Below are 25,611 nucleotides of genomic sequence, written 5' to 3' on the forward strand. Positions count from 1 at the left end.
AAATTATTTTCGCCTGAAGGAATACTTTTCTCGAATCGGATTTGGTTTTTTGCACAACCCGGCTCTTTTCAATTGTGGATCATACCCAATCCCGTTCACAGGCGTTCAATCAACGCGTACCAGGAGTTTAAAAAATTTCAAAAGACTATCCGTGAACCGGTGAACCTCAACTGAAAGAATGAGTATGACCATGACCACACGACTCATCGCCATTGATCACGCGAAAGACCGGAATGCTGCGGAAAAAGAAGCTCTGACCACGAACCAACTGCAAGACCTGAAACCGCGATTGGGCATCAGCCAATGTTTGCTCGGCGACACGGTTCGATACGATGGCGGACACAAACGGGATGCCTTCCTCACAGATGTGCTGGCCCCCTTTGTCGAATGGCTTCCGGTCTGTCCGGAAGTCGAAGCGGGACTGGGCACCCCGCGAGAGGCCATGCATTTGGCCGGCGATCCCGATGCGCCACAACTCCTGACCATCCGCTCTCACATTGATCACACCATGACACTCCAGACTTTTAGTCAGCGCCGGGTTCAGGAATTACAAGAAACTGATTTAGATGGATATATTTTCAAAAAAAGTTCCCCCAGTTGCGGAGTCTATCGGGTCAAGGTCTATACCGAGAAAGGGCAACCTTCTAAACAGGGTACCGGTATTTTTTCAGCCGCCTTTCAAAAAGCGTTCCCCCTGCTCCCTGTGGAGGAAGAAGGACGCTTGAGCGACGCACCAATTCGGGAAAACTTTATCGAGCGCATTTTCTGTTATCGGAGGTGGAAAACCCTGTTCCAACAGGGTCGGGTCAGCCGGGGGGCCATTGTCCAGTTCCATACCCGCCACAAATATTTATTGCTCACCCACAGCCGTTCGCATTATCAGGACCTTGGACAACTCATCGCGAAGGCCGGCCAATACACACCCGGTGAGCTGGCGGATCACTATGGCCCGCTTTTTATGGACGCCCTGAAAAGCAAGGCCACAGTGCGAAAACATGTGAATGTTCTCCAGCATCTGGCGGGCCACTTTAAAAACCAACTGAGCCCGGTTGAACGGGCCGAGTTGCAGGAAACCATTCAGGATTACCACCGGCATCTCACCCCCCTGGCCGTGCCGCTCACGCTCATTAAACATTATGTGCGCATCCTGGCTGTCCCCTATTTAGTTGACCAGGTCTACCTCAACCCGCACCCCAAAGAACTCATGTTGCGCAACCATGTCTAACAGTCCAAAAGATTCCCAGACCTTTCGGATTAAATCTGTGGCCAGTACCACTGGACTCAGCACTCACGTGATCCGGAAATGGGAAGAACGCTACCATTTAGTCCATCCGCAGCGAGGCCCTAACGGCTATCGACTCTTTACCGAAGAAGACATTCAATTTCTCCTCTATTTGAAATCACAATTGGATCATGGTGAATCCATTGGTCAATTGGCCCAAGCCGGGGAGCAGGAACTCCGACATTCGATGAATCATGTCCCTCTCAACCTCTCGGGGATAGCCCCCACCTATTGGAATGACACCCAGGAAATGATTCGCTTGGCGCGCCACCAGGACGTCCAGGCCATTACCATCATGCTTGAAAAGTGGATTAATCATATGGGGCTTGAGAAAGCCCTGGAGAGCATTATTTTTCCGGTCTTGCGTCTGATCGGCGACCTGTGGCATCAAGGAGGGATGAGTCTGAGGGGGGAACAAAGCGTGAGCCGGTTGGTGCGTCAACACCTCATTAACGTTCTACGCGAAGAACCTCCTCTGGGAGGACCGCACGCCTTAATCGCCTGTGTGCCTGGAGACTTTCATGAAATTGCTCCACTGACCGCGGCGGTCCTTTTACGAGGACTTGGATGGCACAGCATCTATCTCGGGCCCAATGTTGCATTTGAGATGCTGGAAATGGCTCTGCGCCGGAAACACACACAGCTCATTCTCCTTTCCTGCAATCTTGAACCGGAAGAGAAAATACTACGGTCCTGGCTGCAAAAGATCACTCGACATCTTCAACCATTGTGTGCGGTAATGGTGGGAGGACCTGGGTTTAAACCGTATGAGCCTCTTTTTCGCACTCACAACATTACATATTTCACCCAAGTCCATGATGTCAAAACGTTGAAACAACGAACTGGCATGGCTGAAAGCGCCAGGGCTTTCCACCCATTATAATTCTCCCCTGGCAACATGAAGGAGTCCGCAACATGTCAGAACCTCACAAAGCTATTCTTCTTGTCGGACACGGAGGCATTCCCAAAGGATACCCATCGGATCTCATTACAAAATTGAAACGCCTTGAAGCCCAGCGAAGAGCAACAGGCAGTCCCATGTCGCCCGAAGAATTGGAATTGGACACCAAGGTTCGCACATGGCCGCGGACACCTGAGACAGATCCGTACAAGGCTGGCCTCGAAACCCTCGCAGCCGCCATGAAGCCACTCTTAAATGGTTCATTGTTTGGCCTGGCGTATAACGAGTTCTGTGGACCGACACTCGCCGAAGCGGTTGAATCCCTCATTCGCCAGGGCGCACAGACCATTACGGTGGTCTCGACTATGTTTACTCCTGGAGGATCACATTCCGAAAGTGAAATCCCCGAAGAACTGGAAGAACTCCGCAAGAAACACCCGAAGGTCACCCTCATCTATGCCTGGCCCTATAATCTGGAAAAGGTCTCAAAAATGTTGATGGAGCACGTCCAACAATTTTCATAGGCTGTCATTCTTTCACCCATCTCGAAACACACGCAAAGAGAGGTAAGCAAAAGCGCATGGCAGCCAGAGGGCAACGCACCTTGACTAAAAAGCAAAAGCTCCCGTCCAGGCCCCCAAAACTGGATACGATCCATCATGTGGCGATTCCCGTCCCGAATGTGGCCGAAGGGGTCGAATGGTATACCTCCCGCTTCAACTGTTGCGTCGAGTATATCGATGACACCTGGGCGCTTCTGGCTTTCGCCAATACCAAGCTTGCCCTGGTCCTCCCTCGGGAACATCCGTCTCATTTTGCGCTCAGTCGTCCAGATGCCCACAAATTTGGAGAGCTTGTTACCCATCGTGACGGACTCAATTCGGTCTACATCACCGATGCCTTCGGCAATTCCATTGAGGTGTTAGAAGAGTCATAATTTAGAGATCTTTCGACACAGTAGGCATATCATTTTTTCTTTCTGGGCCTAAACACACACATCTTCTATGAAGAATGCTGATGTGCTCATCATCGGAGCCGGCCTTGCCGGACTTTCCTGCGCAAAGACCTTAGCGGATCATGGGATAGATTTTTTACTTCTTGAAGCATCCGAAGAGGTAGGAGGGCGAATTGGATCAGATCATCTCGACGGCTTCATTCTCGACCGGGGCTTCCAGGTCTTTTCCACGGCTTATCCCGAAGCCAAACGCATGCTGGATTATCCTTCCCTTGAGCTTCATCATTTTTTCCCTGGTGCGGTGATTCGGTCTCTTGGAAAATGGCATCGAATGCCGGATCCCTTTCGCCATCCCTTACAGAGCATTCACGCACTTTTCAATCCTATTGGTACCCTTTCAGATAAAATTCGGGTGGCCAAATTTCGCCATCTGGCCCGGTCAGGAAATCTGAATGATCTCTTTCAAAGGCCCGAAACCACAACATTCCAACACCTCAAAAATTTCGGATTTTCCTCCTCCATAATCGAACGATTTTTTCGACCATTCCTTAGTGGTGTCTTTTTGGATCCTGAATTACAGACTTCCAGTCGTATGGCGGAATTTGTCTTTCGGATGTTTGCGTCTGGAAACATTTCACTTCCCGCCAGGGGGATGGGAGCCATACCCCGACAACTGGCATCCGGTCTTCCAGCAGGACGAATTCGAACTCAAGCGAGGGTCACATCCATTCAGAAAACATCGGTGACCTTGGAATCCGGGGAAGTCCTCTCCGCTCGCGCCAGTGTCCTGGCCACCGACGGACCAGCCGCAACGAGTCTTGTTCCCGGCCTCAAATCATCTTCCTATCGCAGTGTGACCTGTTTCTATTATGGCGCCCCTGAACCGCCCTTTTCAGGGCCATTTCTGTTATTGAACGGAGAGGGAGCCGGCCCAATCAATAACCTCTGTGTCCTCACTCAAATCGCCCCGAACTATTCCAGGACCAAAAGCCAGTTGATCTCCGTTTCAGTGCTCAACCATGCTGATTCTTCCACAAAAGACCTTGCCACCCGGGTTCGCCAACAATTGCGGGAATGGTTTGGCTCACCAGTCGAAGACTGGCAGCCAATTCGCGCCTATCACATCGCAGCCGCTCAACCCGTCCAGGTCCCACCATTCCCTAACCCGCTCTCCCGTCAGACACATGTTCAGGATGGCGTCTTCGTCTGTGGGGATTTTTGTGCCACCGGGACTATTGATGGAGCCATCTTTTCCGGTCGCCGTGCGGCGGAGGATATTCGAAAATGGCTGGAGGCATGATATCCGGCATTCTTCCTATTTTCTAGAAATTCCCGCCCGACAACATTTGAATTTCGATTCCTACCATTGAGAGGGTCTGCCTTCAGACACGCACACGCGGAGATTGGGCGGTCCGTTTGTCTAAGGTTTTTCCATTTCCCTTCAGCCTCCTTTTAGCCTCCGTCAGACTCCAGGGTGTACACTGAAAAAGGAACAACATTCAGAGACCTTAAGGAAAGGCACCTTGACATGGATCACATTACCCCCAAATTTTCAGATACAGACATTCATATTCTGGAATGTGGCCTAGGATGGATTAAGGACGCTGAGGATGCTTTTGCCGACAAGCTTTTTCATCGCCTGTTGCGGGATCATCCTGAGGTCACAAGCTCTCTTCTCACAATGGGACTACAACCATTCAGCAGGCGAATCGTCCAGATCCTCGATACGATTATCCGGGAAATCCGCTCATGCGGAAACATTCATTCATCCATTAGAGAACAATGGACAGACCTGCTTCCCACAACGGTGAACCACCACCTGGAGCCTCAACAGCTGCTCAGGATGGCGGAAACATATTTGGACATTTTCTCTGAGTTAGCGGAAGATGCCTGGAGCCCTGCCATGGAATCAGCGTGGGAAAAAATTATTCACGAGGTGAGCGTCAACTTGTGGGGACAACAACCTGCATCATTGTCTCTTACAAACATTTCATCGCCTTTTCCATTCTTTAAAAGGAGGAATCATCGCATGACCCAACCGTTTGCATTTTTTTTGGGGACCTTCATGATTTTGGCCGGCAGCATCGCCTCCATCGGGCTTTGGAGTCGTTATCGGCTGGCAGAAGCCAAGCTATCAAGGAACCTCAGGCTTAAAAAAGTTTGGTGCTGATCTGTCAGCGGTGTGATACCAAGGTTCCCAATGGATATTTCCTAAGAACCGGAAATGAAAATATTGAGGAATGATCTCTCAGCGTAAAGGAGAAATAATGAGGAATCCCACACAACAACGCCCAATGACTTCAATCATGCTCGTCTCCGGAGTTCTGGCAATAGGGGGTCTTTTCGCCATGATCGACATCCCTCTGGCCGTAAGCCAACCGGTGACGATTCCCATTGCTTCCATCACAGGAGACATCGCGATGGATGCGGCAAATCCAATTTGGGAATCCGTTCCTGGAGTGGTCGTGCCATTGAGCGGGCAGACCATCACCACCCCCATGCATCCCAACATCTCGGTGAAGACTGTTATGGTGAAGATGGCCACCAATGGACAGGACATTGGCGTCTGGGCTAATTGGGGTGACCAGACCATCAACAACACGACCATCGGGCCTCAAGATTTTCGAGATCAAATGGCCATCCAGTTTCCGGTTCAAGATTCCGGAGCTCCCCCATTTCAATGCATGGGTCAATCGGGGGGAACCGTGAATATCTGGCGATGGAACGCTGAATGGCAAAAAGACCTTGGCGCGGGAGTGGCCGGCATGTGGGACGTAGATCAGCAATACCCCTCAATCGCCTGGGACTACTATTATGAGGAACCCTCACGGGGCGTCACATATATGAATCGAACCGGACGAAGCTCCGGGCCTTTTAATGAGGGCATCTGGTCTGGAAACATCATGTCAGATCCTTCACTCCGGATCAGTTCAGTAGAAGATCTGAACGCCAATGGCTTTAGTACTCTTACCACTCAGGCGACACAAAACGTGCTGGGCAACGGATTATGGGAACCATATGGCGCCCTTAAGGGAGGGTGCTGCAATGGACCAACGTGGCGGGTCGTCATGAAACGATCCTTGACGACTGATGATCCCGGTGATGTCCAGTTTAAATCCGGTTCAAGCTTTCCAGTGGCCTTTGCCGTGTGGGACGGCTCGAATGTAGAGCGTAACGGGATGAAAGGGATTTCAACCTGGTTTACCGCTCAAATGCCGAATTAGTCACCTGTTTTTCTAGGGAAATAATCAGTTTACCCTGAGCCCTCGGCATAAGCCGGGGGCTTTCCTCATCTGTTGTTATTTCGAAATTGATTGGTCTCTGATGTCGTGGCTAGCCTGGCATTTTCGCCAGATACTTGCACCTCCAGAAGCTTCAGAGAACTAGATGAACATGCTGTGTCCCGACATTCATCCAGTATGTCAGCCCTCTCCAGTGATTGTTTCGGACTTGAAATAGCCCTTCTCCCTAGCCACAAAATGAGGAGTTGGAACTACTCCAACCGTCAGGCTATCCCTTATCTCAATCGTGTTTTTTAAACTTTCATGTTATGGAAATTGTTTTTCTTCACTAATGATAGTATACCTATCATTTCAACATAACTTGGCTTTGACCAAAACCTGAAGTGGAATCTCAGTCATAAGGTTCGTGCCCTGGCGCTGAGAGAGGTTCCAACCATCCGTCGTTTTTCAAGAAAGAGACTTTTCTGGCCAAACGATCATTTATCAACGTCATGCCACAACAACACAAACACACATTCTGTCAATGGCCGGGATTGAAACAGAAACCCTATTCTTACATTCTTGAAACTATCTTTTTTCAGCCATATCAAAGGACAAAGAGGGAACGAACGTGATCGAAGAACCAGCGCTTGGTTTTGCATTTGATGGCGAGAACCCTTCGTCCAAAGAATCTGGAGAGGCTCTATCTCTTCGAATTCGGCGGCTGATGGACTCTCAGCCCTTTGCGGTATTATGCACACAGGGTGAACAGCATCCCTATGGTTCTTTGGTGGCCTTTTCGATGACAGAAGATTTGGCCACCGCTGTCTTTGCCACCCCTGTCACCACAAGAAAATTCAAGCTACTAAGCCAAAGCGATCGGGTCGCACTCCTGATCGACAATCGTTGCCAGCATCCCGACAATATGATGAATGTGGAAGCCGTCACGGCAACAGGACAGGCCAAACGGGTGGAAGAAGGAAGGGACTTCGAATTCTGGTCGCGATTATTGACGGCACGCCATGGGTACCTTTCCGGTTTCGTCCGCGCACCAACTGTGGCACTCTTTCGCATTGAAATCGTAAGGTATTTTCATGTCGAACGGTTTCAGGAGGTCCGACAGTGGATTCCCCAAAGAATACCTGGATAATTTCCCTTGGAGAGACGGCCGGCCATGATGTGAATGTGGTTGGAGGAAAGGCGGCTGCTCTCACCAGGATGATCTCTGCAGGTGTCCACATCCCGGCGGGTTTTTGCCTTACCGTATTTGCCTATCAACACGTGCTTTCTCGTTCAGATCTGCCGAACGTCATTCACATGGAATTGGGACGGAAACCCCTGGACAAGATGCGCTGGGAAGAAATTTGGGACGCGGCCTTACGAATTCGATCAGCCTTTTTGAGAACTTCTCTTCCGCCTGAACTTGTGCAAGCCATCTATGAGGCTGTATCCCGGCTGAATTCGGGACATCCCCTTGCGGTGAGATCTTCGGCTCCTGGCGAAGACTCGGCCCAACGTTCCTTTGCAGGGCTTCATGAATCGATCGTGAATGTTCAAGGCAAGGAATCGGTGATTCGAGCCGTGCAGACGGTTTGGGCGTCTCTTTGGTCGGATGCGGCCCTGCTGTATCGCAAGGAATTACTCCTCGACCCACGCCACAGTCTCATGGCCGTCATCGTTCAGGAAATGGTTCCTGCGGAATACTCCGGTGTCGCCTTTGGACGTGATCCGCGAAACCAGACTGTGGATAGGGAAATTGTGGAAGCGGTCCCGGGCCCATGCTCAAATCTGGTTGACGGTCTCTTGGAACCCGACCGATGGATACTCAAACGGAGCTCCGGGGAAGTCGTCGAGTGGAAGGCGGGGGTCCGGAATGGCGAACGGCGTGACTCCGCCCTCTTGAGTGATCAGGATCTTCACGTACTCCATACACGTCTTGGGCAGGTAGAGAAATTGTTCGGATGGCCTCCGGACATGGAATGGGCAGAACAAGGGGGCACATTCTCGGTCCTTCAGGCCCGTCCCATTACATCCGGTCAGTCTGTGCTCCAATCAGATGACCGTGGCTGGTATCTGACCCTTCGCCCCAAACTTCCACAACTTCGACAATTGGCAGAAACCGTCTCCAAAACATTAATTCCTGAACTTGAACACCTTGGACACCAATGGGCCACCCAGAACATAGAAAAACTGGATGACAGCCGTCTTGCGGACTGCATGGAGGAAAGACGTTCTTCCCTCAATGCCTGGCGGGAAATTTATAAGAAGGACTTTATTCCTCTTGCCCATGGGGTACGGTATCTGGGGGCCTATTACAATGATGCCATCCAGCCCAGGGATCCCTATGAATTCATGCTGCTCCTTAAGGGACAGAATTTTCTTGCCTCCCGACGCAATACCGCTCTTGAGCACCTTGCCCAACAGGTCCAAAACGTTCCCCTTCTTAAAAGAACACTCAAAGAAAGTGCGATGTCCGTATCAGACAAGTCATCTGAACACTGGGAAGCTCTAAAGCAACACATTATGGATATCCAAGGGGGGCCTGAATTTCTGAAGAATTTCGAGCGATTTCTCTCGACCTTTATGGACACCGCCTATAATGGAGAACGTCTGCTGAATCGTCCGGATTCCTTGTTCAATTTACTTTGCCAGATTGGGACTCTCGCGATACAAAGATCTCCGCAAAACGAGCACAATCAAAAGACCAACGTTATGGCACTCCAACAGCGTTTGATAGACGCGGTCGGAAATCCGCGTCAGGAGGAAGCCGGGGAGGTCATTGCTATAGGCCAACTCAGCTGGCGTCTCCGTGATGATGACAACATCCTTTTGGGCCGCCTGGAAAGCCAGTTTCTTCGGGCATTGCAGCTTGGGGCCAAACGGTTACGCGAAACCGGGCGCCTGACCGGGGGGCATCCAGGGGAGAAGGAGGCACCCCGTATAGCCCAAATTCTTCGTGATCCACAACACGGCCCCCTTCACATCGACGAAGAAGCGCCAAAGGCATGTCTTTCTCCCCTGCCCGTCAACGAAAAGCCTCGTCAGCTCGTAGGACAGCCTGCTTCCCCCGGACTGGTAGAGGGACCGGCTTGCGTCGTGAACGGCATCGAAGAGTTCCGGAATTTTCAACAAGGCGACATTCTGGTGTGTGAATCCATCCAACCGACCATGACCCATTTGGTTCTTCTCGCCTCTGCGGTGGTTGAGCAACGAGGAGGTATGTTGATTCACGGGGCCATTATTGCGCGTGAACTGGGCATTCCCTGTGTGAATGGCATTGCCCATGCGACAAATGTCATTTGCCATGGGGATCAATTAATGGTGGATGGTCATCTTGGCATTGTGACAATTGGAGCTCCAGATTTCGAACTGGAAGACCATGTCTTTTCCGAACAACCGTACCCAATCTGAATGGTATCCCAATTAAATAATTATGAAGAAAATAAACGGCTACGGCTTTGGGATAGTGAAGCCTATTTTCTCATAAAATTTCCGAAGATCCTCAAGTGAAATTTTGAACGGTCAATTGATCTTTATTGTGAGCTCTATGAGATTTTTTTAGCCAAAATATAAGGGGGATTCAAGCCATGATCCAAATCACCTATTTGAGTTCGGCCACACGAGCCATGTCTCAGGGTGACTTAGAAGACATTCTGAAAACGGCCCGAGAAAATAATGCCCGCTTAGGCATCACCGGAATGTTGCTCTATGGCAATAAAACCTTTATTCAAATCTTGGAAGGTGAAGAGGGCGTGGTTGATGAATTAGTCAAAACCATCAAACGCGATCCGCGTCATACCAATTTTCAGATTGTCAAGAAAAAGCTTATCGACCAGCACGAATATGCCGACTGGAGCATGGGCTTTAAACGGGTCTCCGGCGAGGACTTTGAGGCAGTCAAGGGACTCGAGGATTTTGAGGAGAAGAATTTCAATACGATGTTTTTGGGTAGTCATGCGAGTCTGGTCGACTCCTTGATGGATCATTTCCGGAAGGAGCGAATCAAAAAAATCGGCCAGGAAGAACTCTCCCTGGATGAAGAAGATCGGTTCATGAAAATTCTTCATCACATTATTCGTGGAGCCGTAAAGGTTCTGGCCGTTCTGATGGTCTTTACCATTCTCTGGGGCGTGGTTGATGTCGTATATATCCTCTATCAACAGCTACTGGCCCCCACCTTTACCACCTTCAGCATTCGGGATATTGTCACGACCTTCGGTGCCTTTATGGCCGTGCTCATCGCTATAGAAATTTTTATTAACATTACCCTCTATATTCGCAAAGATGTTATTCATGTCAAATTAGTCGTGGCCACCGCTCTGATGGCGATTGCCCGAAAGGTCATTATATTTGACTTTTCAAAAATCACCCCACTTTATATTTTCGGCACGGCGACTGTGGTGTTGGCTTTAGGCATTACCTACTGGCTGATCGACAGACCGTTGCCCACAGGTGAGTCAGAAAATCAATAGATACCCACGACCTTTCGGAGGTGGTGTTTTGAATTTCGCGCTTCGCCCGTTTTGCTCTGTCGTGGCCTATCCCTGACATCATGGACACATCTGAACCACTCGAGAATGTCCGTACAGGGAGAGCATGAAAACCCGCGAAGGCTTAAAAGCACGTTCCAGGATGCCTTCCTACAAAAACGGGTTCGGAACGAGATTGAACCCATGATCCAAATCACCTATTTGAGTTCGGCCACACGAGCCATGTCTCAGGGTGACTTAGAAGACATTCTGAAAACGGCCCGAGAAAATAATGCCCGCTTAGGCATCACCGGAATGTTGCTCTATGGCAATAAAACCTTTATTCAAATCTTGGAAGGTGAAGAGGGCGTGGTTGATGAATTAGTCAAAACCATCAAACGCGATCCGCGTCATACCAATTTTCAGATTGTCAAGAAAAAGCCCATCGACCAGCACGAATATGCCGACTGGAGCATGGGCTTTAAACGGGTCTCCGGCGAGGACTTTGAGGCGGTCAAGGGACTCGAGGATTTTGAGGAGAAGAATTTCAATACAACGTTTTTGGGCAGTGATGCGAGTCTGGTCGACTCCTTGATGGATCATTTCCGGAAGGAGCGAATCAAAAAAATCGGCCAGGAAGAACTCTCCCTGGATGAAGAAGATCGGTTTATGAAAATTCTTCATCACATTATTCGCGGAGCCGTAAAGATTCTGGCCGTTCTGATGGTGTTTACCATTCTCTGGGGCGTGGTTGATGTCGTATATATCCTCTATCAACAGTTACTGGCCCCCACCTTTACCACCTTCAGCATTCGGGATATTGTTCCAATATTTGGTTCATCGTTAGCGCCAATCATTGCCATAGCAATTTTCAAAAACATTACGCTCTATATCCGCAAAGATGTTATACACATTAAATTAGTCGTGGCGACCGCATTAATGGCCATCGCTAGAAAGGTGATCATTTTCGATTTCAAAGAGATGACCCCGCCCTATATTTTTGGAACCGCTGCGGTCGTGTTGGCTTTGGGTATCACCTACTGGCTCATCGAAAGACGGCTCACCTGGAGTGAGCCGGATAATCTGTAATGATTAAAGAAGTAATTATCTGCCATTGTGTATTGACGGAAGACCAATCGTGTCTCATGTCACATCCGCTGAAGAATTGTATATGCTCACCGCTACGTGTTTCCCGGCAAGAGACCTTCGCGAGAAATAGCTTACCGCTTACACCGTCGTTGGATATTTCGGTATTCCAGCTTCTTCAGTCTTTACGACCATTTGCACCTCGACCAACTATTATCCCCTGCCCCCGCAGTCGGTGTGTCCTGTCACTCCCACCTCTCGATACCATTTAGGTATCCTTTGTACTCTTCCGAAGTCACATTTCATTTGCAACGGAAGTTTGCGTGATTCTTTTTCCATAAACCTGTGGTCCACCAACTTTCCTGTATTCATGCTGATTCACCAACTATCCCATTCTAAAGGGGCGGATTTTTATTCATTCGACAGAGATCCTCCGTCAACACATGAGATCTGGCAGAATTGTCTAGGGTTTTTGATGTTCTCCTTGGAGAGTACGTGACTGGTGTAGTTAAATGGAATAAAGGGCTCAATGTTCTACAAAAATATTTATACGATGGGGGAGTGGGACAACATTTTGTTGGGCTACCAGGTTGCGGTCAACTTACCGAATGGACAGATCATCTGACTGTTGAGTAATCCGCATCCCTCTACTTTCAGGTGGGAGGACGCATTACAGGAAACTGTTTATAACTGTGGTCATCTTATTCGGCAGTTAGGACAAAACTTCATGGAGAGACTTCAGAAATGATGTAAATCTGTTCTGCAATATCTTAGGACAATACAATGCAAAAACTCATCTTTGAACAAAATCCGGAAATCCAGATCCCGAGGCGAGGGCAAGAGTCTGTTTGGAATTACCCCCGTCCACCCAGACTGCAGCGGGTTCATCAACAAATGAGAGTTGAGTTTGGGGGTTTGGTCTTGGCTGAAACAACCCAGGGCTATCGGGTACTCGAAACAGGAATCCCTCCGGTATATTATTTTCCCCCCACTGATGTCCGAATCGCCTACCTGATGCTGAGCGTAAGGCAAACCGTATGCGAGTGGAAAGGAATGGCGCGTTATTGGTCAATTAAAATGGGGAAACGACTGGCGGAAGATGCCGCATGGAGTTACCCACATCCCGGGGAAGGGTTCGAAGATATTTCCAATTATTTAGCATTTTATCCCGGGAAGGTGGATGCCTGCTATGTGGGAAAGCAAAAGGTCAAACCACAGTCTGATGAATTTTATGGCGGGTGGATCACCTCAAAAATCCTCGGTCCCTTCAAAGGCGAACCAGGCACCGCATTCTGGTAGACAAAAATGGACCAATGAAATTTCCTCATGACTTACCAGGCCACACTGTCTGGAAGAGTACCAGCTTCTATCCCAACGCCGGACAGAGGTTAGCCATTGGTACAGGAAGAACTGCTTCATCACCAGCAGATGAGATCAACACAATCGAACCACCTCCGCCTTTCATCATGACTCGTGCAGCTGCGCGAAGTACATAAAAGGCGGAATGCAGATTGTTGATTATTGTTGCATCCCACTCCCCGTCTCTCGTCAAATGAGCAGGCTTGAGAAGAAAGGATCCGACGCAATGGACCACACCGTCGATACGGCCATAGCGTTCGGCGATGTGATCGAAACATTGCTTAACCTGTTCAGGCGAAGTAGCGTCAATGACGAAAGGATCCACTCCTGTCTCAGCTGAGAGGCTTGAGATTTTTTCCTAACTACGGGAGGCGGCGACAACTTTCGCCTGCTTCTTTTCGAATTTAGCAGGGTTCCCAGGTCAAGCAGTCCGACAGCACGAATGCCCTCTGCGATGAGATCAACGACCAACGCTATATCATTATGGGCGGCTTCGAACATCCAGTGAAGGATTTGGAACATGCGACGAGTCACATTCCAATGTGAATGAGGGGTCTTCAGATATCGCGTGCTGGAATCAGAAAACCGAGCCGATCAATCTTCAATAGATTTTCGATCACGCTTTCCATGATGCCAATATTTGGTTTCATTTGTTATTTTCCCTGCTTCCTGATTTACACGGATCATGCGCATATTAAAAAACCTTCACTCTCGGTGCCTACCTGATCTTCATGGCTGACTCACCCGGAGGGAGCCCAGCTTTTGGTCATGGGATCATATTGCCGACCATTCATTCCCAATGTGCTCACAAACGCGATGACCTTCCAGATTTCATCTCGAGAGAGCTTATCCTTAAAGGCTCCCATAGTGCTGTAGGGCACTCCCTCGGAAATACGCCACAGCATCTGGGAGTCCGAATAACTTTCCATCTTATCCACATCGCGGAAGCTCAAAGCTGCGGTTATCACGGGTTTGCCGTTTTTACCATGACATTGGGCGCAATTGACATTTGATTTATTCAAACCCAGGTACAATTGACGACCATCATCAATAATTGCTTTGTCGGTCCACCAGCCATCCGGCATGTGTAAATCTGCGTAAACAGATGGGATAGACTCAGCGGTCTGAGGTGGCTCCGGTAGGCTGCACCCGCCAACCCACCCCACTAGGAAAATCATTAATCCTCTCAAAGCCCTATCAATAGAACGCAAGTGGCTTAGGGCCTCCTCTCCCGTTTTTTACCTGAATGCATTTGATCACTGGAAACAATTCCCACATATCATGCCGAATACTAACATTTGTGGGATGGTCGAAACTAAATGTTTGTCAAATGTTGGATAATTTTGCCTAACTTGAGCTCTCAGATCTCTGTCTTCCGTGTTGCTGACCTTCACCACACCCAGCAACGCTGGGCTCGAAAAAGAGTGTGATGTTCCATCAAGTGGTCGTCTAGAGCTGGACAAAAAACCTTTGACCGGTTTGCGGGTAAAAACCCGAATTTTTTAAAAACTATGGACTTACCTCTCAGGAGTGATAGGCCGAATGTCCGGCGGAAGTCTGTTCCCACCAAATATGGAAATAAACCCCCGCAATTATTTGTCGAAGGATTGAGTATTTTGATTGTTTGAGCTCCTTAAATGCACGATATGATAAAGAATGAAGAAATGCCAGCGAACGCATGCGACAACCGATGCTGCCGACCAGGCCCTTACACAGACTAGGCGGTTCGAGGGTATGTCTGTGGTCATTACCAGGAGACCCACCAAGACCCACTTCATCTTATTGGTCGTTGTAGGTCTGTTGTTGATCGCAGCGGAATTTGTTCCAAGTCCGGGGTGGTCACAGAATAAGGGAGAATCGCAAGAAGATCTCATCTGGCTCGATGAAATTGAGAAAGCCTTTATCCCCTCCAGCCAGTGCAGGCAATGCCATGAACGCCATTTTGAAGAATGGAAAGGTATGAGGGAACGTAGTGAGGATTTGTTGTCATTTGGACGGATGGACGGGGGGCTGCTGCATGGCACAGCCCTGAAGTCTCCTGTCTTCAGAACTGTGCTTGGTTTGTGGCTTCAAACTTATCCCACGCATGAACAACGAACAAAATGCCTGGCTTGCCATGTCCCAGCGGTCACCGTCTTTCCCCAACATGCAGATCGGATTATTGACCAAGTCATGAGAGGACCGAAACACGTTCAAGTGGAAGGCATCGGATGTGCCTCCTGCCATCTCATTCAGGCCTCAGGGGGAAAGAATGATGCTTATCCGGCATTTCAACTTGCCCCTGGATCCACATTTTTCGGCCCGTATGGTGATGCAGAGGATAACCTGGCCCATCAATCACAAAAGGCGGAGATCTTTAAAGGAGCGAATTTCTGTACCTCCTGCCACTTCAGCAAGGTCAAGGATGTCACACAACCACATCTGAACGGAGCCATTTTGAAGGACCTGGTTTGCCAAAATTGTCACATGGAACAATCTTATGGCAGCTCCACCGACAAGGGTGGGACGCACTCCAGATCCCTGGCTCGCCACTGGTTTCAGGGAGTCGTGGCGCCTGGAATCATGTTGAGTAATCGCAACGTGCAGGCAGAATGGACATCACGCCTCGATATCGAAATCACACAGACCACCTCCTCGGTTCAGGGTACTCTGCATGTGCCTAATGGCAGCTTGATACACATGTTCCCAGGGGGAGACCCTGTTCTCAAGCAATTCATCGTGAAAGTTATGGTGAAGGACCAAACAGGAGCTCTCATTGGTGAAGAGGCCAAAACATTCGGGCGCTCATTTGAAGAATTATTAAGAGGACCAATTCCCCAACCCCTGGTCAACAGCGGTATCACCCGCCATATTCCCTTCAATATTGCGGTCCCGGAAGACTCCACTCCGGCGTTCATCGAGGCCACAATTAGCTATGCTCTTATGCCGAAACCCGGAGAAGAATTACAGAGCCGCTATTTGGCGACCTTGTCTGGAGAAAAGCAGCGAAATGAGGCTTTACAAATAGTTGAACACTATACTGCTCCCCGTCTCCTGACATTTCGCACGAAAGCTTTGGAAACAATTCCCCATCCATTGGAAAAAACATGAACCGACTTGGCGTCATCTATAAAAGGAACCGGGCGCTCTTTTGGGGAGTCATGGTCATCTTCGGAATCTTGATGATCAATGCCATGACATCATTTCACCAGATGATCTTGCCACGCGCTCTGGCAGGCAGCAATTCCAGCGTTCCGGATAAGCCACTGGAAAAAGCCTTTCCGCCGTCCCACAAATGCCAGCGATGTCATTTACGTGCTTATGAAGAATGGGAGTCTTCCGCACAATCCCGATCTATTGAAACTGCGCCCTTTCGAGTCACCCTGGACCGATATCTTCAAACCGCGCCAACGGACCAGCAAAAAATGTGTTTTCAATGCCATGCTCCTCATATTTTGAAATACGGGCACCTGTTTCAGGATTTTGTTGAGGAAGTCAAATCGAAAGATCCGCAGATTGACGGAGTCGGATGTTCGCAATGCCATTTGATTAGCGAGGTGGATTCCAGCATCCGTCCCCCTCACCCCATTTTCTCGCTAGGTAAAACGCTTTTTGGGGGTTATGACAATCCCAAAAAAAACCTCGCTCATGATTCGCAAAAGCTTGACCTGTATACGAAGTCTCAATATTGCGTGACCTGTCACCAATCTCTTCCTTCTCAAAACGGCGCCATCACCCATTCGGACTGGTTGGGAACCTGGCAAGAGACCAAGGCTGAACAGAATGGAAAAACATGCCAGTCTTGTCATATGCCGGAGGCATTTGGTGAATCGGCCACAGGGGAACCATCCAGGCGAATCGCCAATCATAGCTTTCCGGGACGGTTTGGAAAAGTGAGGGCCAATGCAGTTGAATTGGAGTTCACGGCCCATGTGAAAGGGCAGGTGTCCGAAGTGGAAGTGACCATCCACAGCCTGGTCCCTCACAATCTGCCCTTGCCCCACCCTGGTTGGTCTCGCATCGTGCTCGACCTGACCATTCTTGGGAAAAATCTCAACAAAGTGCATGGTGAGCAACGTTTTTATGAGCGCATGTATATCGATTCAGAGGGTGCCCAAACCGTGTTTGATTTTGAGGCCGTCAAAATCTTGAAGGATACGTCCTTGAAGCCTGAAGAAAAACGGGTCGAGAAATTCAGCTTTCCGACTCCGGCGGATGCCCCCTCGATGGACGTCATCGTCACCATGAGTTATGCGCCAGTGCATGGTTCGGATGATTTTTTGAAAGCTATCGAAGACGAAGCGACCCTTGGACGAAAAGATCGTTCCTTTCAAAAGGTGCTTATTAAAGAGGAAAGGGCAAACGTCCCGATCTCATCATAAATGCATCGAATGAATTTTTACTAAAGGAAACCATCATGGAAAATCTCGAACTGTTCGGAGTGTTGTTGGTCATTGCAGGTCTGGTGGGATTTGTGGTGATGCTAAAAGCTAAAAGGCCTTCTTAGCAGTCCTCAGACCATTCGCCCAAAGAAAGGAACAACCAGGTGGAAATTTAAGCTATTGGAATAATCCACTTCCTCACCCTACCAGGCAAGACAATACCCTCAGGAATGTTGATGAGAAAAATTTTTCTGGTACTCTTCGTCCTCTACTTTGTCTTTTTTGCTGGCGTGCCTTTCCCACTGGCAAAGCCGGTCAACAAGAACTCCGTCATACTCGACACAGTCCGGGATCTCACCACCGCCCAAGGCTCAATCTACGCCGGAGAATCGATTTACCTGGGAGGAATAACGGCTGATCAATCGATCAAGCCAGGCCCAGGGAGCCAGGAGGGTGGTATGGCCCTCAGGGAACTCTATTCACCAGATGGCGTTTTTACCGTCACCAAGGGCGGTTTGACTGTAGAACTACAGGTCGTTCCCATGGTGGTTGAATCAGATCAACATGACCGGTTCCGCCCTGCCTTAGGTCATTGGGAATTCACATTTGAAAAAACGAATAATTATGAAAGCGTGATCCATGTGCAGAGAGGTGGGGACTTGGACATTGCCTATCAGAGTTCACAGATGAAGATAGGAGAACAGGAGCATGTCTTGCATTATGGACTCAGCGGCAATCCACACGCCATCAGTTTAGCCAGAAAGCGCCTCAAAAAAGCCTTTGCATCCAAAACTTCTTTCTCAAACATCAAGCCCGTTCTAAACTACCAAGTTCCGAATGACATTATTATCGTTCTGATAGAAGTCACGCCGGAAGGCCTGGTATTCGAGCCGATTTTTGATTATCAGATGGCAAAGGAGTAACCTGGCACCTGAAATTAAAAATTCCAAGCCCCCATTAAAAATTAAAATTTTTGATCCGTCAATTAAGCCATGCATGATTCGACACAATCAGTTGGTATGAAGAACAACATGACAGGGAGACTGGAATCGAGGCTACTCCTGTTCAGGGCGTGGCCAAGGACTAAGGCATGACAACAGACACCTCCCCTGTCGTCGTCTGGTTTCGGCAGGATTTACGCATCAAGGACAACCCGGCACTGTTGGCCGCCCATCAAACAGGGCATCCTATCGTCCCGTTATTTATTCTGGATGAGGAAAATAGCGGAGAGTGGCAGTTAGGGGGAGCCAGCCGATGGTGGTTGCATGAAAGTCTCAAGGCACTGAACGAAGCATTGGATGGCAAACTTTGCTTCAAGGCAGGACCGGCACAAAACATACTAATGGACGTCATCAAAGGGGTAGGAGCAGAAGCGATTTATTGGAACCGGTGTTACGAGCCCTGGCGAATCACTAGCGATGACGACGTTCAAGAGACATTGCAGACCAAAGGAATCGAGGTGCACACCTTTAACGGGGCCCTGCTTTTTGAACCCCAAACAGCGCTTAAAAACGACGGCACTCCTTATAAGGTGTTCACGCCCTTTTATCAAAAAGGATGTCTCGGAAATGGCAATGAACCCCGACAACCCTCAAAAGCCCCAAAAGATTTAAAGCTATCCACACACAGAGGTGTGGCACTGATAGATTTAAAACTGCTGCCGGCCGTTCCCTGGCATAAAAAATTCATAAACCATTGGAAGCCCGGGGAAACCGGGGCACAGGCCCGACTGAAGGCATTTCTCAAAAACGGCCTCAAACAGTACAAAGAAGGCCGGAACTATCCTTCTGGAAATAATGTCTCCCGATTATCGCCGCATCTGCATTTCGGAGAAATCTCACCGAATGAGGTGTGGTATGCCGCCAAACAACGCATGGGCACGGAAGGATGGCGGAAAGACGGGGAAACCTTTCTGAGTGAGCTAGGATGGCGGGAGTTTTCCCATAGTCTGCTCTTCCATTTCCCCGACCTCCCCCGAAAAAATCTGCAAAAGAAATTTAATAAATTCCCCTGGCGTAAGGACCAGAAATCTCTGAAAAGATGGCAACAAGGCCAAACCGGATACCCCATCGTGGATGCCGGCATGCGGGAGCTGTGGGAAACCGGTTACATGCATAACCGCGTACGCATGATTGTCGGATCGTTTCTGGTCAAAAACCTTATGTTGCATTGGCATCTGGGGGAGGATTGGTTCTGGGATACATTAGTTGATGCCGATCTTGCCAACAACAGTGCCAGCTGGCAATGGATCGCAGGCTGTGGAGCCGATGCCGCACCGTATTTTAGAATTTTTAACCCCGTCACGCAGGGGAAAAAGTTTGATCAAACCGGCGAGTATGTTCGACGGTTTATTCCCGAGTTAAAAAAAGTGCCAGACAAATATCTCCATAATCCATGGGAAGCGCCTGAAAAAGTGTTAGTGCAGGCGGATGTGCAACTTGGAGAAGATTATCCCCTACCGATCGTCATGCTCAGCGATTCCAGGGAGCGAGCGTTGAAAGCATTTTCTGAATTGGCATCGTGATCCACATGTTCCCTCCAAAGAGGTCAAGATAGGACCAGAGTCCAATGGGTCGAGTGCTCCCTGATCAACTTTTAAATTCCATCTTGCGAGCGCTTATCCTTCTTTACTCCGTTGGGGCTGTAGAACACTCTGCAGTTAATCGCCCAGAAAGGACGAGACCGAGGTTGCGTTCATGGTTCTGGCGTTTCCAAAATCTTTGACTGAACCTCTCACCGGTTTTCCGTTCTTACCATGACACTGGGCCCAGTTCACACACGGTTTCTTCTGGCCCGGATATCATTCTCATCCCTCATTCATAATTTTCCGGTCGTTCCACCAGCCCTGGAGCATAGGCGAGGAGGAACATTCAGTTGGAAACGAGCCAAATGATCTGGCGCGAGGCGAGGGAAGGCAGCAGCTTCTCAGCCCCACTGATTATGAAGAGGGGAACACCAGATCTTTGTAAAATTCGTTTCCATTTGTTTCCCTGACAGTTTCCTCCCCAGAACCCTTCAATGGAGAAAATGTTCCTTAACATTTTCTTCTCTTCAAAAATCTAGACTGATTCTCCTCGGGACTATTTTCCCCTGAGTGTTCACTGTTTTTTTTCGGGCCTCATGACATTTCACCAGGATGGTCAGAGGTTTCATGAAGATCCCGTCTAAGGTTTCAACCGGTTTCCATTGACCAGCTTAAAGTTAGGTGTTTTTATAAACCATGAACAAAGTTTAGATGAATTTAAATGCTCAAAATTGATGCACGAAACACTTGCTATCTTCCGCTGCCATATAACCAAAGGAGGGCGCCATGTATGGTCTTTACGCAATGGGACTTTTAGCCGGGATCCTTCTGTATTTCGTTTTTAAATATCTGGATGAGCAAGATCTTAAGAAGGCTGAAAAGGACCACAAATCCTAAAGGCCACCAAAGGAGGACATCAGATGCACATCTGATGTCCTCAAGTAATTAGTTAGACCGCTCAAAATTTTTTAAACAGGATTAGTCAAATCATTTTGTGAAACTCCAACCGTATGCGGATTACTTCGACCCGTCATGACGGAGTTATTCGTCAACACTGCCTTGAGGTATTCAGTGTTGATGAACCCTAACCAACGATTTTTCGCATGAAAAACCTGGAAAGGGCCATCAACCAAAAGCAGGTGCCCTTTCCCTTCCCATAACTTTTCACCTTAGCTTGATCTTTCGAAGGCCAGTTTCAATTTTCAAACCTGAGTCTGGAAAGGTTCTGTGTTTAAAAAACTCGCAGGGTGCGATCTACTGGAAAGATAGTGTAATGCGGCAGGAAAATCCGGAAATGTACCGACCAGCAGTGAATGATCTGGACACCAAGTCGGCTCTCATGAATGGGAAAAAGAGATGTGAATGCATGATGGACCCCCGTCTGAGGTCATTGGTATGTCGATCGTGGCTAAAGTGATGAGAGTAGAGCCGACATGGACTCGCCTCAACCTTTGTGGCGAGTGATCGGATGCCGGGAGCGAGTGCTTTCCTCACCACGTATTTTTTTAAAACGAACGGGCAAGCTAACATCTCACTTGAGTTTGACGAGCGTTATTCCCTTCTTGCCGACTCACTTGTCTAAGCTTCTTATGTAGGCAATGACATCGGTCATTTGCTGCGATGAAAGATCTTTTTCCCAGGCCGGCATTGCTGTGCCAGGCTTCCCTTTAAGAAGGATATTCATCAGTTCGTCGTCTTTTTTGTTCTGGACCTTATCACTGGACAGATTGGCTGGAGGGGGCTTAAGAGCCATTCCCACAGGTCCATCGCCCTTCCCTTGTGCACCGTGGCACACCTGACAGAATTGCTGAAATACCTGCTTTCCTTTTGTGCTATCCCCGGTCGCACTCTGCACTGCACTAATAGAAAACATCAGGCTAAGCCCCAAACTAACGAGTAAAACGATGAAGGTGTTTTTGGGTGTCATGTTAATTCTCCTCAGCATCGAATGAATGATCATTGACGAATACGTCTGAAGTTCATATACGGGTGGCCCGTTCACAATGCATAAACCGCCGCGCGTTTCTCCCGGCATCTTCTGCTCCACGTTTCAACAACGCCTCGATTGATCCGGATAACCGTTTAATACATTGCCGGGGGGGGATTCCAATTTTGGACCGTATAAAAAACACCACAACACACGATCACAATAGCGACAACAACAAGCCATACGGGCATTATACCATGCCTCTCCTGAATGCCGGAATGCCGATACTCGTACTTTTCACCATGTGCTTCATCACCACGGCGACCTTCGGTGAAATTCACGGAATCACCTTTTCGTCTTTCGTTTTTGGCTCGTCCCCCATGTACCCGTCCTTGTTAACTGGCTATAGTTTTTGGTCGTTTTCAGAGATGTGCGGCTTTGTTCGCACCACTTCAGAATCAACAGCATTGAGGTTTCCCGAGTTCAATACAGTCGCCCACATTTTTCTTCTGGCCTCCTCCATGTTTTCAATCTTTACGCCGGCCGCTACCAATTCACGTTCATGGGTTTCGACACGTAAAGACTGAACATAATGAACGATATCCCAAATTTCAGCAGAAGTCAGTTGGTCCTGATAAGCCGGCATGGGCCCCCCGCCAATTCCAACCAATAACGTCTTGAAAATATGCTGGCTCCCATGCCCCAATTTCACTCCACCCGAAACCCCTGCAGGAATGGTCAAATTGGCCGGCTTGATGGGTTGCTTCCAGAAGTTCTTGAGTAAGCCGGACAGTGGTCCATTACCTTTCCCTTCGTTTCCATGGCAAATCATGCAATTTTGGAGGAAAAGCGATTTTCCCTGTTCCAGTGATGATGCTGTGACTATCGGTTCAGCCGGGACTGAGACGGGTTGAGGGATTTCATTTTTCTCCCAGCGATCTGAAAATGTTTTGATGTATTGAATGACCGCCAACCGTTCACGCTCCGATATCATGTACCAGGCAGGCATTGATGTCCCCCACAGACCATGGGTGAGAGTGGCGAAAAGGTCTGTATCGGTTGGGAGCGCGTCTACTCCGGGCGTAGATTTAAATTTGAAAATGCCTGCGATGAAATTCCTGGGCTTGGGATTCAAAAATTCGGCTGCCGGACCATTTCCATCTCCCTTGATCCCGTGGCATCCCGTGCATCGCCGTTCGTAGACATACGCCCCTAACTCCAACAGATCCTTCCTGGCCTGGGGTGTGACCTTGGCCGGATAACTTCCCCCCGCCTGAGTCGACGAAAAGCCTTCACGCCAGTCTCCGATCGACGTTCCCAGCCTTTGAAGGTACGCGACAAGGGCTTGCCCTTTTTCGTTTACTTTTGGAATGCCTTCCTCAGGTGGTTCAAACAACCAGGTGTAAGCCGGCATGATTGAATCGGCCACAACGAATCGAGGATCCCAGAGGTGAGCCACGTGCCAGTCGTCCCCATACTTTCTCCCAATGCGGGAAAGATCGGGCCCGATTCTTCGAGTGCTGAAAAGGTGCGGCCGATCAAAGGCATATTCGCCGGCCTGGGCTATGGGGCCCCACCGGTCCGAGTCGCCGCTAACCGGCCTGATGTATTGGGAGTGGCAATACCAACACCCTTCCTGGATATAGACCTGCCGGCCCTGAAGTTCTAATGGGGTATAGTCCGAGACCTGAATGCGTTGCTCGGTGACTTCATCGGCAACGGTGGTCTCAAGGGTTTCCGCCATCCTCATGGGAAGAATTCCTTGAATGATCACGGCGAAAGAAAAAAACCCGATTCCCGCCGTGACGAAAACGGTGGATGGGGTTTCCAGCCAATTCGGTTTGTGGAGCGGACGAATCGGAATGGCATCGGGTGGCTTTGCTTCAGATTCACCCTGCTCAATCGGCACACCCTCCTTTGCCGTCTTGTAAAAATTCCAGATCATGAGAAAGGTCGGAAAACTCATCGTGATACCGCCCACTGTCCGGGAGATCCACCATGGTTTCATCTGATTCATGGCATCGACAAAATTGGTTCCGTTCGCGAGCATAAAACCTTGAATCAGGCCCTGAGCGGTAAGCCCGAAGGCCATAACGACGAAACCTACGATTCCAAGCCATAAATGCCAACTGGCTAATTTGTCGCTCCAAAGTTTCCGACCAACAAGATGGGGCCAAACATAATACAGCGATCCTATTCCCCACAGAGCCATCGCCCCAAAGGCCGTGAGGTGAGAGTGGGCAATCACAAAATCATTGAAGTGGGTCACCGCTTGGACACGACGCAGTCCTTCCACTGAGCCCTGTGTGGTCCCGAGTAAATAATAAAAGGCGCCAAGCATGAGAAACTTCGCCGCATAATTTCCCCCGCCTCCCCGACCAAGCACCTCCTTCCACCGACCCTTCATGGTCCCCCAAAAGTTTGCGGTGACGGAGAGCACCGGGATGATCAGGAGCATGCCGGTGGCGATGGCAATGGTCTGCGTCCAATGGGGGATGGGGCTGTAAATGTAATGGTGGGTCCCTACGAAGGGATACACCAGAGCCAGAGCCCAAAAACCCAAAAGCGACAATTTATGGCTAAACAATGGACTGTTTGCGCTGAGGGGAAGAAAATAATAAATCATGGCCAGACCGGCTGGAGTCATCCACAGTCCGACCACATAGTGAATATACAGACCATGCATGGCCGCGCTGTTGACGCCCGTAATTTGGCCATATGGGAGAAACGCGTTGCCGAGGACGAGATTAAACAAGGTCCAGGTCAGAGCCGCGATCGTGTACCACAGTGCAACATAGAACCGGGGCTCGGTCCGGCGATAAATGGTCCCGAAGACTTGGATGGTGATGAGGAAGAGGGCGGTAAACCGCAGAATGTTTAGGGGCCATTCGTATTCCGCTACCTCCAGGCCGAGATTGTACCCCATGAGAAGCGACGCCGAGCCGGCAATCAGGAAAGCATTCCAAAGGCCCAAAACCAACCATCCCCAGCTCTCCTTGTACATGCGGATTCCGCATAACCGGGGAACAAAATAATAGATCATCCCGAGAAAGGTCGTCGAAAATGCACCAAAAATAACCCCATTCACATGGACGGGCCGTACCCGTCCGAAACTCAACCACGAGATGTTCGCTAAAAATTCAGGATTATGAAACTTGATGGCAACCGTTACTCCTATCAGGGGGAAGAGAGCAAACCACACAAAAGCCCACGTACACCATGCCTTGACCAAAGAACGGTTTACCAGCGAGTCTTGATGCATGAAGAAGCCCCCAGTTTCATATTACTGACCGGCCATATTGGAACATGCAGAGCCTTCAATTGAGTAGATTGCGAGAGACCTCATTAGGGTTCTGAGAATGCCGGATGGGAATCTAAGCATGGTTAAAATACCAATTCTCTTAAAGGATCGCCATGCCTTGAAAGGAATTTAAACCAGACGCTCATGGTTTCTCTCTTCACCATTGCAGAACCCTGCCCTTCAGTATCAACGATTTTGCGGGTAAATCCACTCCTGCTCTTCACC

The 25,611-nt window shown here is 49.2% G+C and carries 20 protein-coding genes; 16 read left to right on the top strand and 4 right to left on the bottom strand.

From position 1 onward, the window contains the following. The first annotated feature begins 190 nt into the window (after nucleotides 1-190). The 12 genes from PQG83_RS10625 (at nucleotide 191) to PQG83_RS10680 (ending at nucleotide 13,213) form a co-directional block, all read left to right on the top strand. On the top strand, nucleotides 191-1,225 hold the full coding sequence (locus PQG83_RS10625) for a YbgA family protein (protein WP_312740694.1): 1,035 nt from the start codon (nucleotides 191-193) through the stop codon (nucleotides 1,223-1,225). Next, nucleotides 1,218-2,165: a MerR family transcriptional regulator gene (locus PQG83_RS10630; protein WP_312740696.1), complete on the top strand. Its 948-nt coding sequence runs from the start codon at nucleotides 1,218-1,220 to the stop codon at nucleotides 2,163-2,165. The genes PQG83_RS10625 and PQG83_RS10630 overlap by 8 nt, the downstream gene beginning before the upstream one ends. 32 nt (nucleotides 2,166-2,197) lie before the next feature. Continuing rightward, nucleotides 2,198-2,707 (top strand): sirohydrochlorin chelatase, encoded by a 510-nt coding sequence (locus PQG83_RS10635; protein ID WP_312740698.1) that lies wholly within the window; start codon nucleotides 2,198-2,200, stop codon nucleotides 2,705-2,707. 56 nt (nucleotides 2,708-2,763) lie between these two features. Continuing rightward, nucleotides 2,764-3,120: a VOC family protein gene (locus PQG83_RS10640; RefSeq protein WP_312740700.1), complete on the top strand. Its 357-nt coding sequence runs from the start codon at nucleotides 2,764-2,766 to the stop codon at nucleotides 3,118-3,120. A gap of 82 nt (nucleotides 3,121-3,202) precedes the next feature. Further along, nucleotides 3,203-4,438 (top strand): NAD(P)/FAD-dependent oxidoreductase, encoded by a 1,236-nt coding sequence (locus tag PQG83_RS10645; protein WP_312740702.1) that lies wholly within the window; start codon nucleotides 3,203-3,205, stop codon nucleotides 4,436-4,438. A 228-nt stretch (nucleotides 4,439-4,666) separates the two neighbouring features. After that, on the top strand, nucleotides 4,667-5,308 hold the full coding sequence (locus PQG83_RS10650) for a globin (RefSeq protein ID WP_312740704.1): 642 nt from the start codon (nucleotides 4,667-4,669) through the stop codon (nucleotides 5,306-5,308). A 97-nt stretch (nucleotides 5,309-5,405) separates the two neighbouring features. Then, complete coding sequence (locus tag PQG83_RS10655; protein ID WP_312740706.1) at nucleotides 5,406-6,362, top strand: ethylbenzene dehydrogenase-related protein; 957 nt, start codon at nucleotides 5,406-5,408, stop codon at nucleotides 6,360-6,362. A gap of 628 nt (nucleotides 6,363-6,990) precedes the next feature. Further along, on the top strand, nucleotides 6,991-7,509 hold the full coding sequence (locus tag PQG83_RS10660) for a pyridoxamine 5'-phosphate oxidase family protein (RefSeq protein ID WP_312740708.1): 519 nt from the start codon (nucleotides 6,991-6,993) through the stop codon (nucleotides 7,507-7,509). Continuing rightward, entirely contained in the window at nucleotides 7,482-9,770 is a 2,289-nt protein-coding gene (locus PQG83_RS10665) for a PEP/pyruvate-binding domain-containing protein (RefSeq protein WP_312740710.1), read from the top strand. The genes PQG83_RS10660 and PQG83_RS10665 overlap by 28 nt, the downstream gene beginning before the upstream one ends. 176 nt (nucleotides 9,771-9,946) lie before the next feature. Next, a complete protein-coding gene (locus tag PQG83_RS10670; protein WP_312740712.1) occupies nucleotides 9,947-10,831 on the top strand; it encodes a phosphate-starvation-inducible PsiE family protein in 885 nt (294 codons plus the stop codon). Between the two features lie 201 nt (nucleotides 10,832-11,032). Next, nucleotides 11,033-11,917 carry a phosphate-starvation-inducible PsiE family protein gene (locus PQG83_RS10675; protein ID WP_312740713.1) on the top strand — a complete coding sequence of 295 codons (885 nt, stop codon included), beginning with the start codon at nucleotides 11,033-11,035 and terminating at the stop codon, nucleotides 11,915-11,917. A gap of 780 nt (nucleotides 11,918-12,697) precedes the next feature. Further along, the gene (locus tag PQG83_RS10680) at nucleotides 12,698-13,213 is read left to right on the top strand and encodes a DUF427 domain-containing protein (protein WP_312740714.1); all 516 of its coding nucleotides are present in this window, start codon (nucleotides 12,698-12,700) and stop codon (nucleotides 13,211-13,213) included. 67 nt (nucleotides 13,214-13,280) lie between these two features. On the opposite strand, the gene PQG83_RS10685 is transcribed toward PQG83_RS10680, so the two are convergent. Next, nucleotides 13,281-13,625 carry an SDR family oxidoreductase gene (locus tag PQG83_RS10685; protein WP_312749128.1) on the bottom strand — a complete coding sequence of 115 codons (345 nt, stop codon included), beginning with the start codon at nucleotides 13,623-13,625 and terminating at the stop codon, nucleotides 13,281-13,283. A 388-nt stretch (nucleotides 13,626-14,013) separates the two neighbouring features. Further along, on the bottom strand, nucleotides 14,014-14,451 hold the full coding sequence (locus PQG83_RS10690; RefSeq protein ID WP_312740715.1) for a c-type cytochrome: 438 nt from the start codon (nucleotides 14,449-14,451) through the stop codon (nucleotides 14,014-14,016). A 478-nt stretch (nucleotides 14,452-14,929) separates the two neighbouring features. On the opposite strand from PQG83_RS10690, the gene PQG83_RS10695 reads away from it, so the two are divergent. The 4 genes from PQG83_RS10695 to PQG83_RS10710 all read left to right on the top strand — a co-directional run bounded on the left by PQG83_RS10695 (nucleotide 14,930) and on the right by PQG83_RS10710 (nucleotide 20,158). Then, complete coding sequence (locus PQG83_RS10695) at nucleotides 14,930-16,363, top strand: multiheme c-type cytochrome (RefSeq protein WP_312740717.1); 1,434 nt, start codon at nucleotides 14,930-14,932, stop codon at nucleotides 16,361-16,363. Next, nucleotides 16,360-17,634, top strand: a complete 1,275-nt coding sequence (locus tag PQG83_RS10700; protein ID WP_312740719.1) for a multiheme c-type cytochrome — start codon at nucleotides 16,360-16,362, stop codon at nucleotides 17,632-17,634. The genes PQG83_RS10695 and PQG83_RS10700 overlap by 4 nt, the downstream gene beginning before the upstream one ends. A gap of 236 nt (nucleotides 17,635-17,870) precedes the next feature. After that, nucleotides 17,871-18,557: a hypothetical protein gene (locus PQG83_RS10705; protein ID WP_312740721.1), complete on the top strand. Its 687-nt coding sequence runs from the start codon at nucleotides 17,871-17,873 to the stop codon at nucleotides 18,555-18,557. Between the two features lie 167 nt (nucleotides 18,558-18,724). Next, a complete protein-coding gene (locus tag PQG83_RS10710) occupies nucleotides 18,725-20,158 on the top strand; it encodes a cryptochrome/photolyase family protein (RefSeq protein WP_312740723.1) in 1,434 nt (477 codons plus the stop codon). Nucleotides 20,159-21,728: 1,570 nt separating this feature from the next. Here PQG83_RS10710 and PQG83_RS10715 read toward each other — a convergent pair. Both PQG83_RS10715 and PQG83_RS10720 read right to left on the bottom strand, forming a co-directional pair. Next, nucleotides 21,729-22,085 (bottom strand): c-type cytochrome, encoded by a 357-nt coding sequence (locus PQG83_RS10715; protein ID WP_312740724.1) that lies wholly within the window; start codon nucleotides 22,083-22,085, stop codon nucleotides 21,729-21,731. Between the two features lie 403 nt (nucleotides 22,086-22,488). Next, a complete protein-coding gene (locus PQG83_RS10720; protein WP_312740726.1) occupies nucleotides 22,489-25,347 on the bottom strand; it encodes a cbb3-type cytochrome c oxidase subunit I in 2,859 nt (952 codons plus the stop codon). Nucleotides 25,348-25,611 lie beyond the last annotated feature (264 nt).

It is taken from the genome of Candidatus Nitrospira neomarina, assembly GCF_032051675.1.
In the GTDB taxonomy this organism is placed as follows: Bacteria; Nitrospirota; Nitrospiria; order Nitrospirales; family UBA8639; genus Nitrospira_E; species Nitrospira_E neomarina.

Bases quoted from the DNA above. Each gene is read 5' to 3' on its own strand.
- PQG83_RS10625 (WP_312740694.1), top strand. From the start codon at position 191: ATGACCACACGACTCATCGCCATTGATCACGCGAAAGACCGGAATGCT.
- PQG83_RS10630 (WP_312740696.1), top strand. From the start codon at position 1,218: ATGTCTAACAGTCCAAAAGATTCCCAGACCTTTCGGATTAAATCTGTG.
- PQG83_RS10635 (WP_312740698.1), top strand. From the start codon at position 2,198: ATGTCAGAACCTCACAAAGCTATTCTTCTTGTCGGACACGGAGGCATT.
- PQG83_RS10640 (WP_312740700.1), top strand. From the start codon at position 2,764: ATGGCAGCCAGAGGGCAACGCACCTTGACTAAAAAGCAAAAGCTCCCG.
- PQG83_RS10650 (WP_312740704.1), top strand. From the start codon at position 4,667: ATGGATCACATTACCCCCAAATTTTCAGATACAGACATTCATATTCTG.
- PQG83_RS10655 (WP_312740706.1), top strand. From the start codon at position 5,406: ATGAGGAATCCCACACAACAACGCCCAATGACTTCAATCATGCTCGTC.
- PQG83_RS10670 (WP_312740712.1), top strand. From the start codon at position 9,947: ATGATCCAAATCACCTATTTGAGTTCGGCCACACGAGCCATGTCTCAG.
- PQG83_RS10675 (WP_312740713.1), top strand. From the start codon at position 11,033: ATGATCCAAATCACCTATTTGAGTTCGGCCACACGAGCCATGTCTCAG.
- PQG83_RS10680 (WP_312740714.1), top strand. From the start codon at position 12,698: ATGCAAAAACTCATCTTTGAACAAAATCCGGAAATCCAGATCCCGAGG.
- PQG83_RS10690 (WP_312740715.1), bottom strand. From the start codon at position 14,451: ATGATTTTCCTAGTGGGGTGGGTTGGCGGGTGCAGCCTACCGGAGCCA.
- PQG83_RS10695 (WP_312740717.1), top strand. From the start codon at position 14,930: ATGAAGAAATGCCAGCGAACGCATGCGACAACCGATGCTGCCGACCAG.
- PQG83_RS10700 (WP_312740719.1), top strand. From the start codon at position 16,360: ATGAACCGACTTGGCGTCATCTATAAAAGGAACCGGGCGCTCTTTTGG.
- PQG83_RS10705 (WP_312740721.1), top strand. From the start codon at position 17,871: ATGAGAAAAATTTTTCTGGTACTCTTCGTCCTCTACTTTGTCTTTTTT.
- PQG83_RS10710 (WP_312740723.1), top strand. From the start codon at position 18,725: ATGACAACAGACACCTCCCCTGTCGTCGTCTGGTTTCGGCAGGATTTA.
- PQG83_RS10715 (WP_312740724.1), bottom strand. From the start codon at position 22,085: ATGACACCCAAAAACACCTTCATCGTTTTACTCGTTAGTTTGGGGCTT.
- PQG83_RS10720 (WP_312740726.1), bottom strand. From the start codon at position 25,347: ATGCATCAAGACTCGCTGGTAAACCGTTCTTTGGTCAAGGCATGGTGT.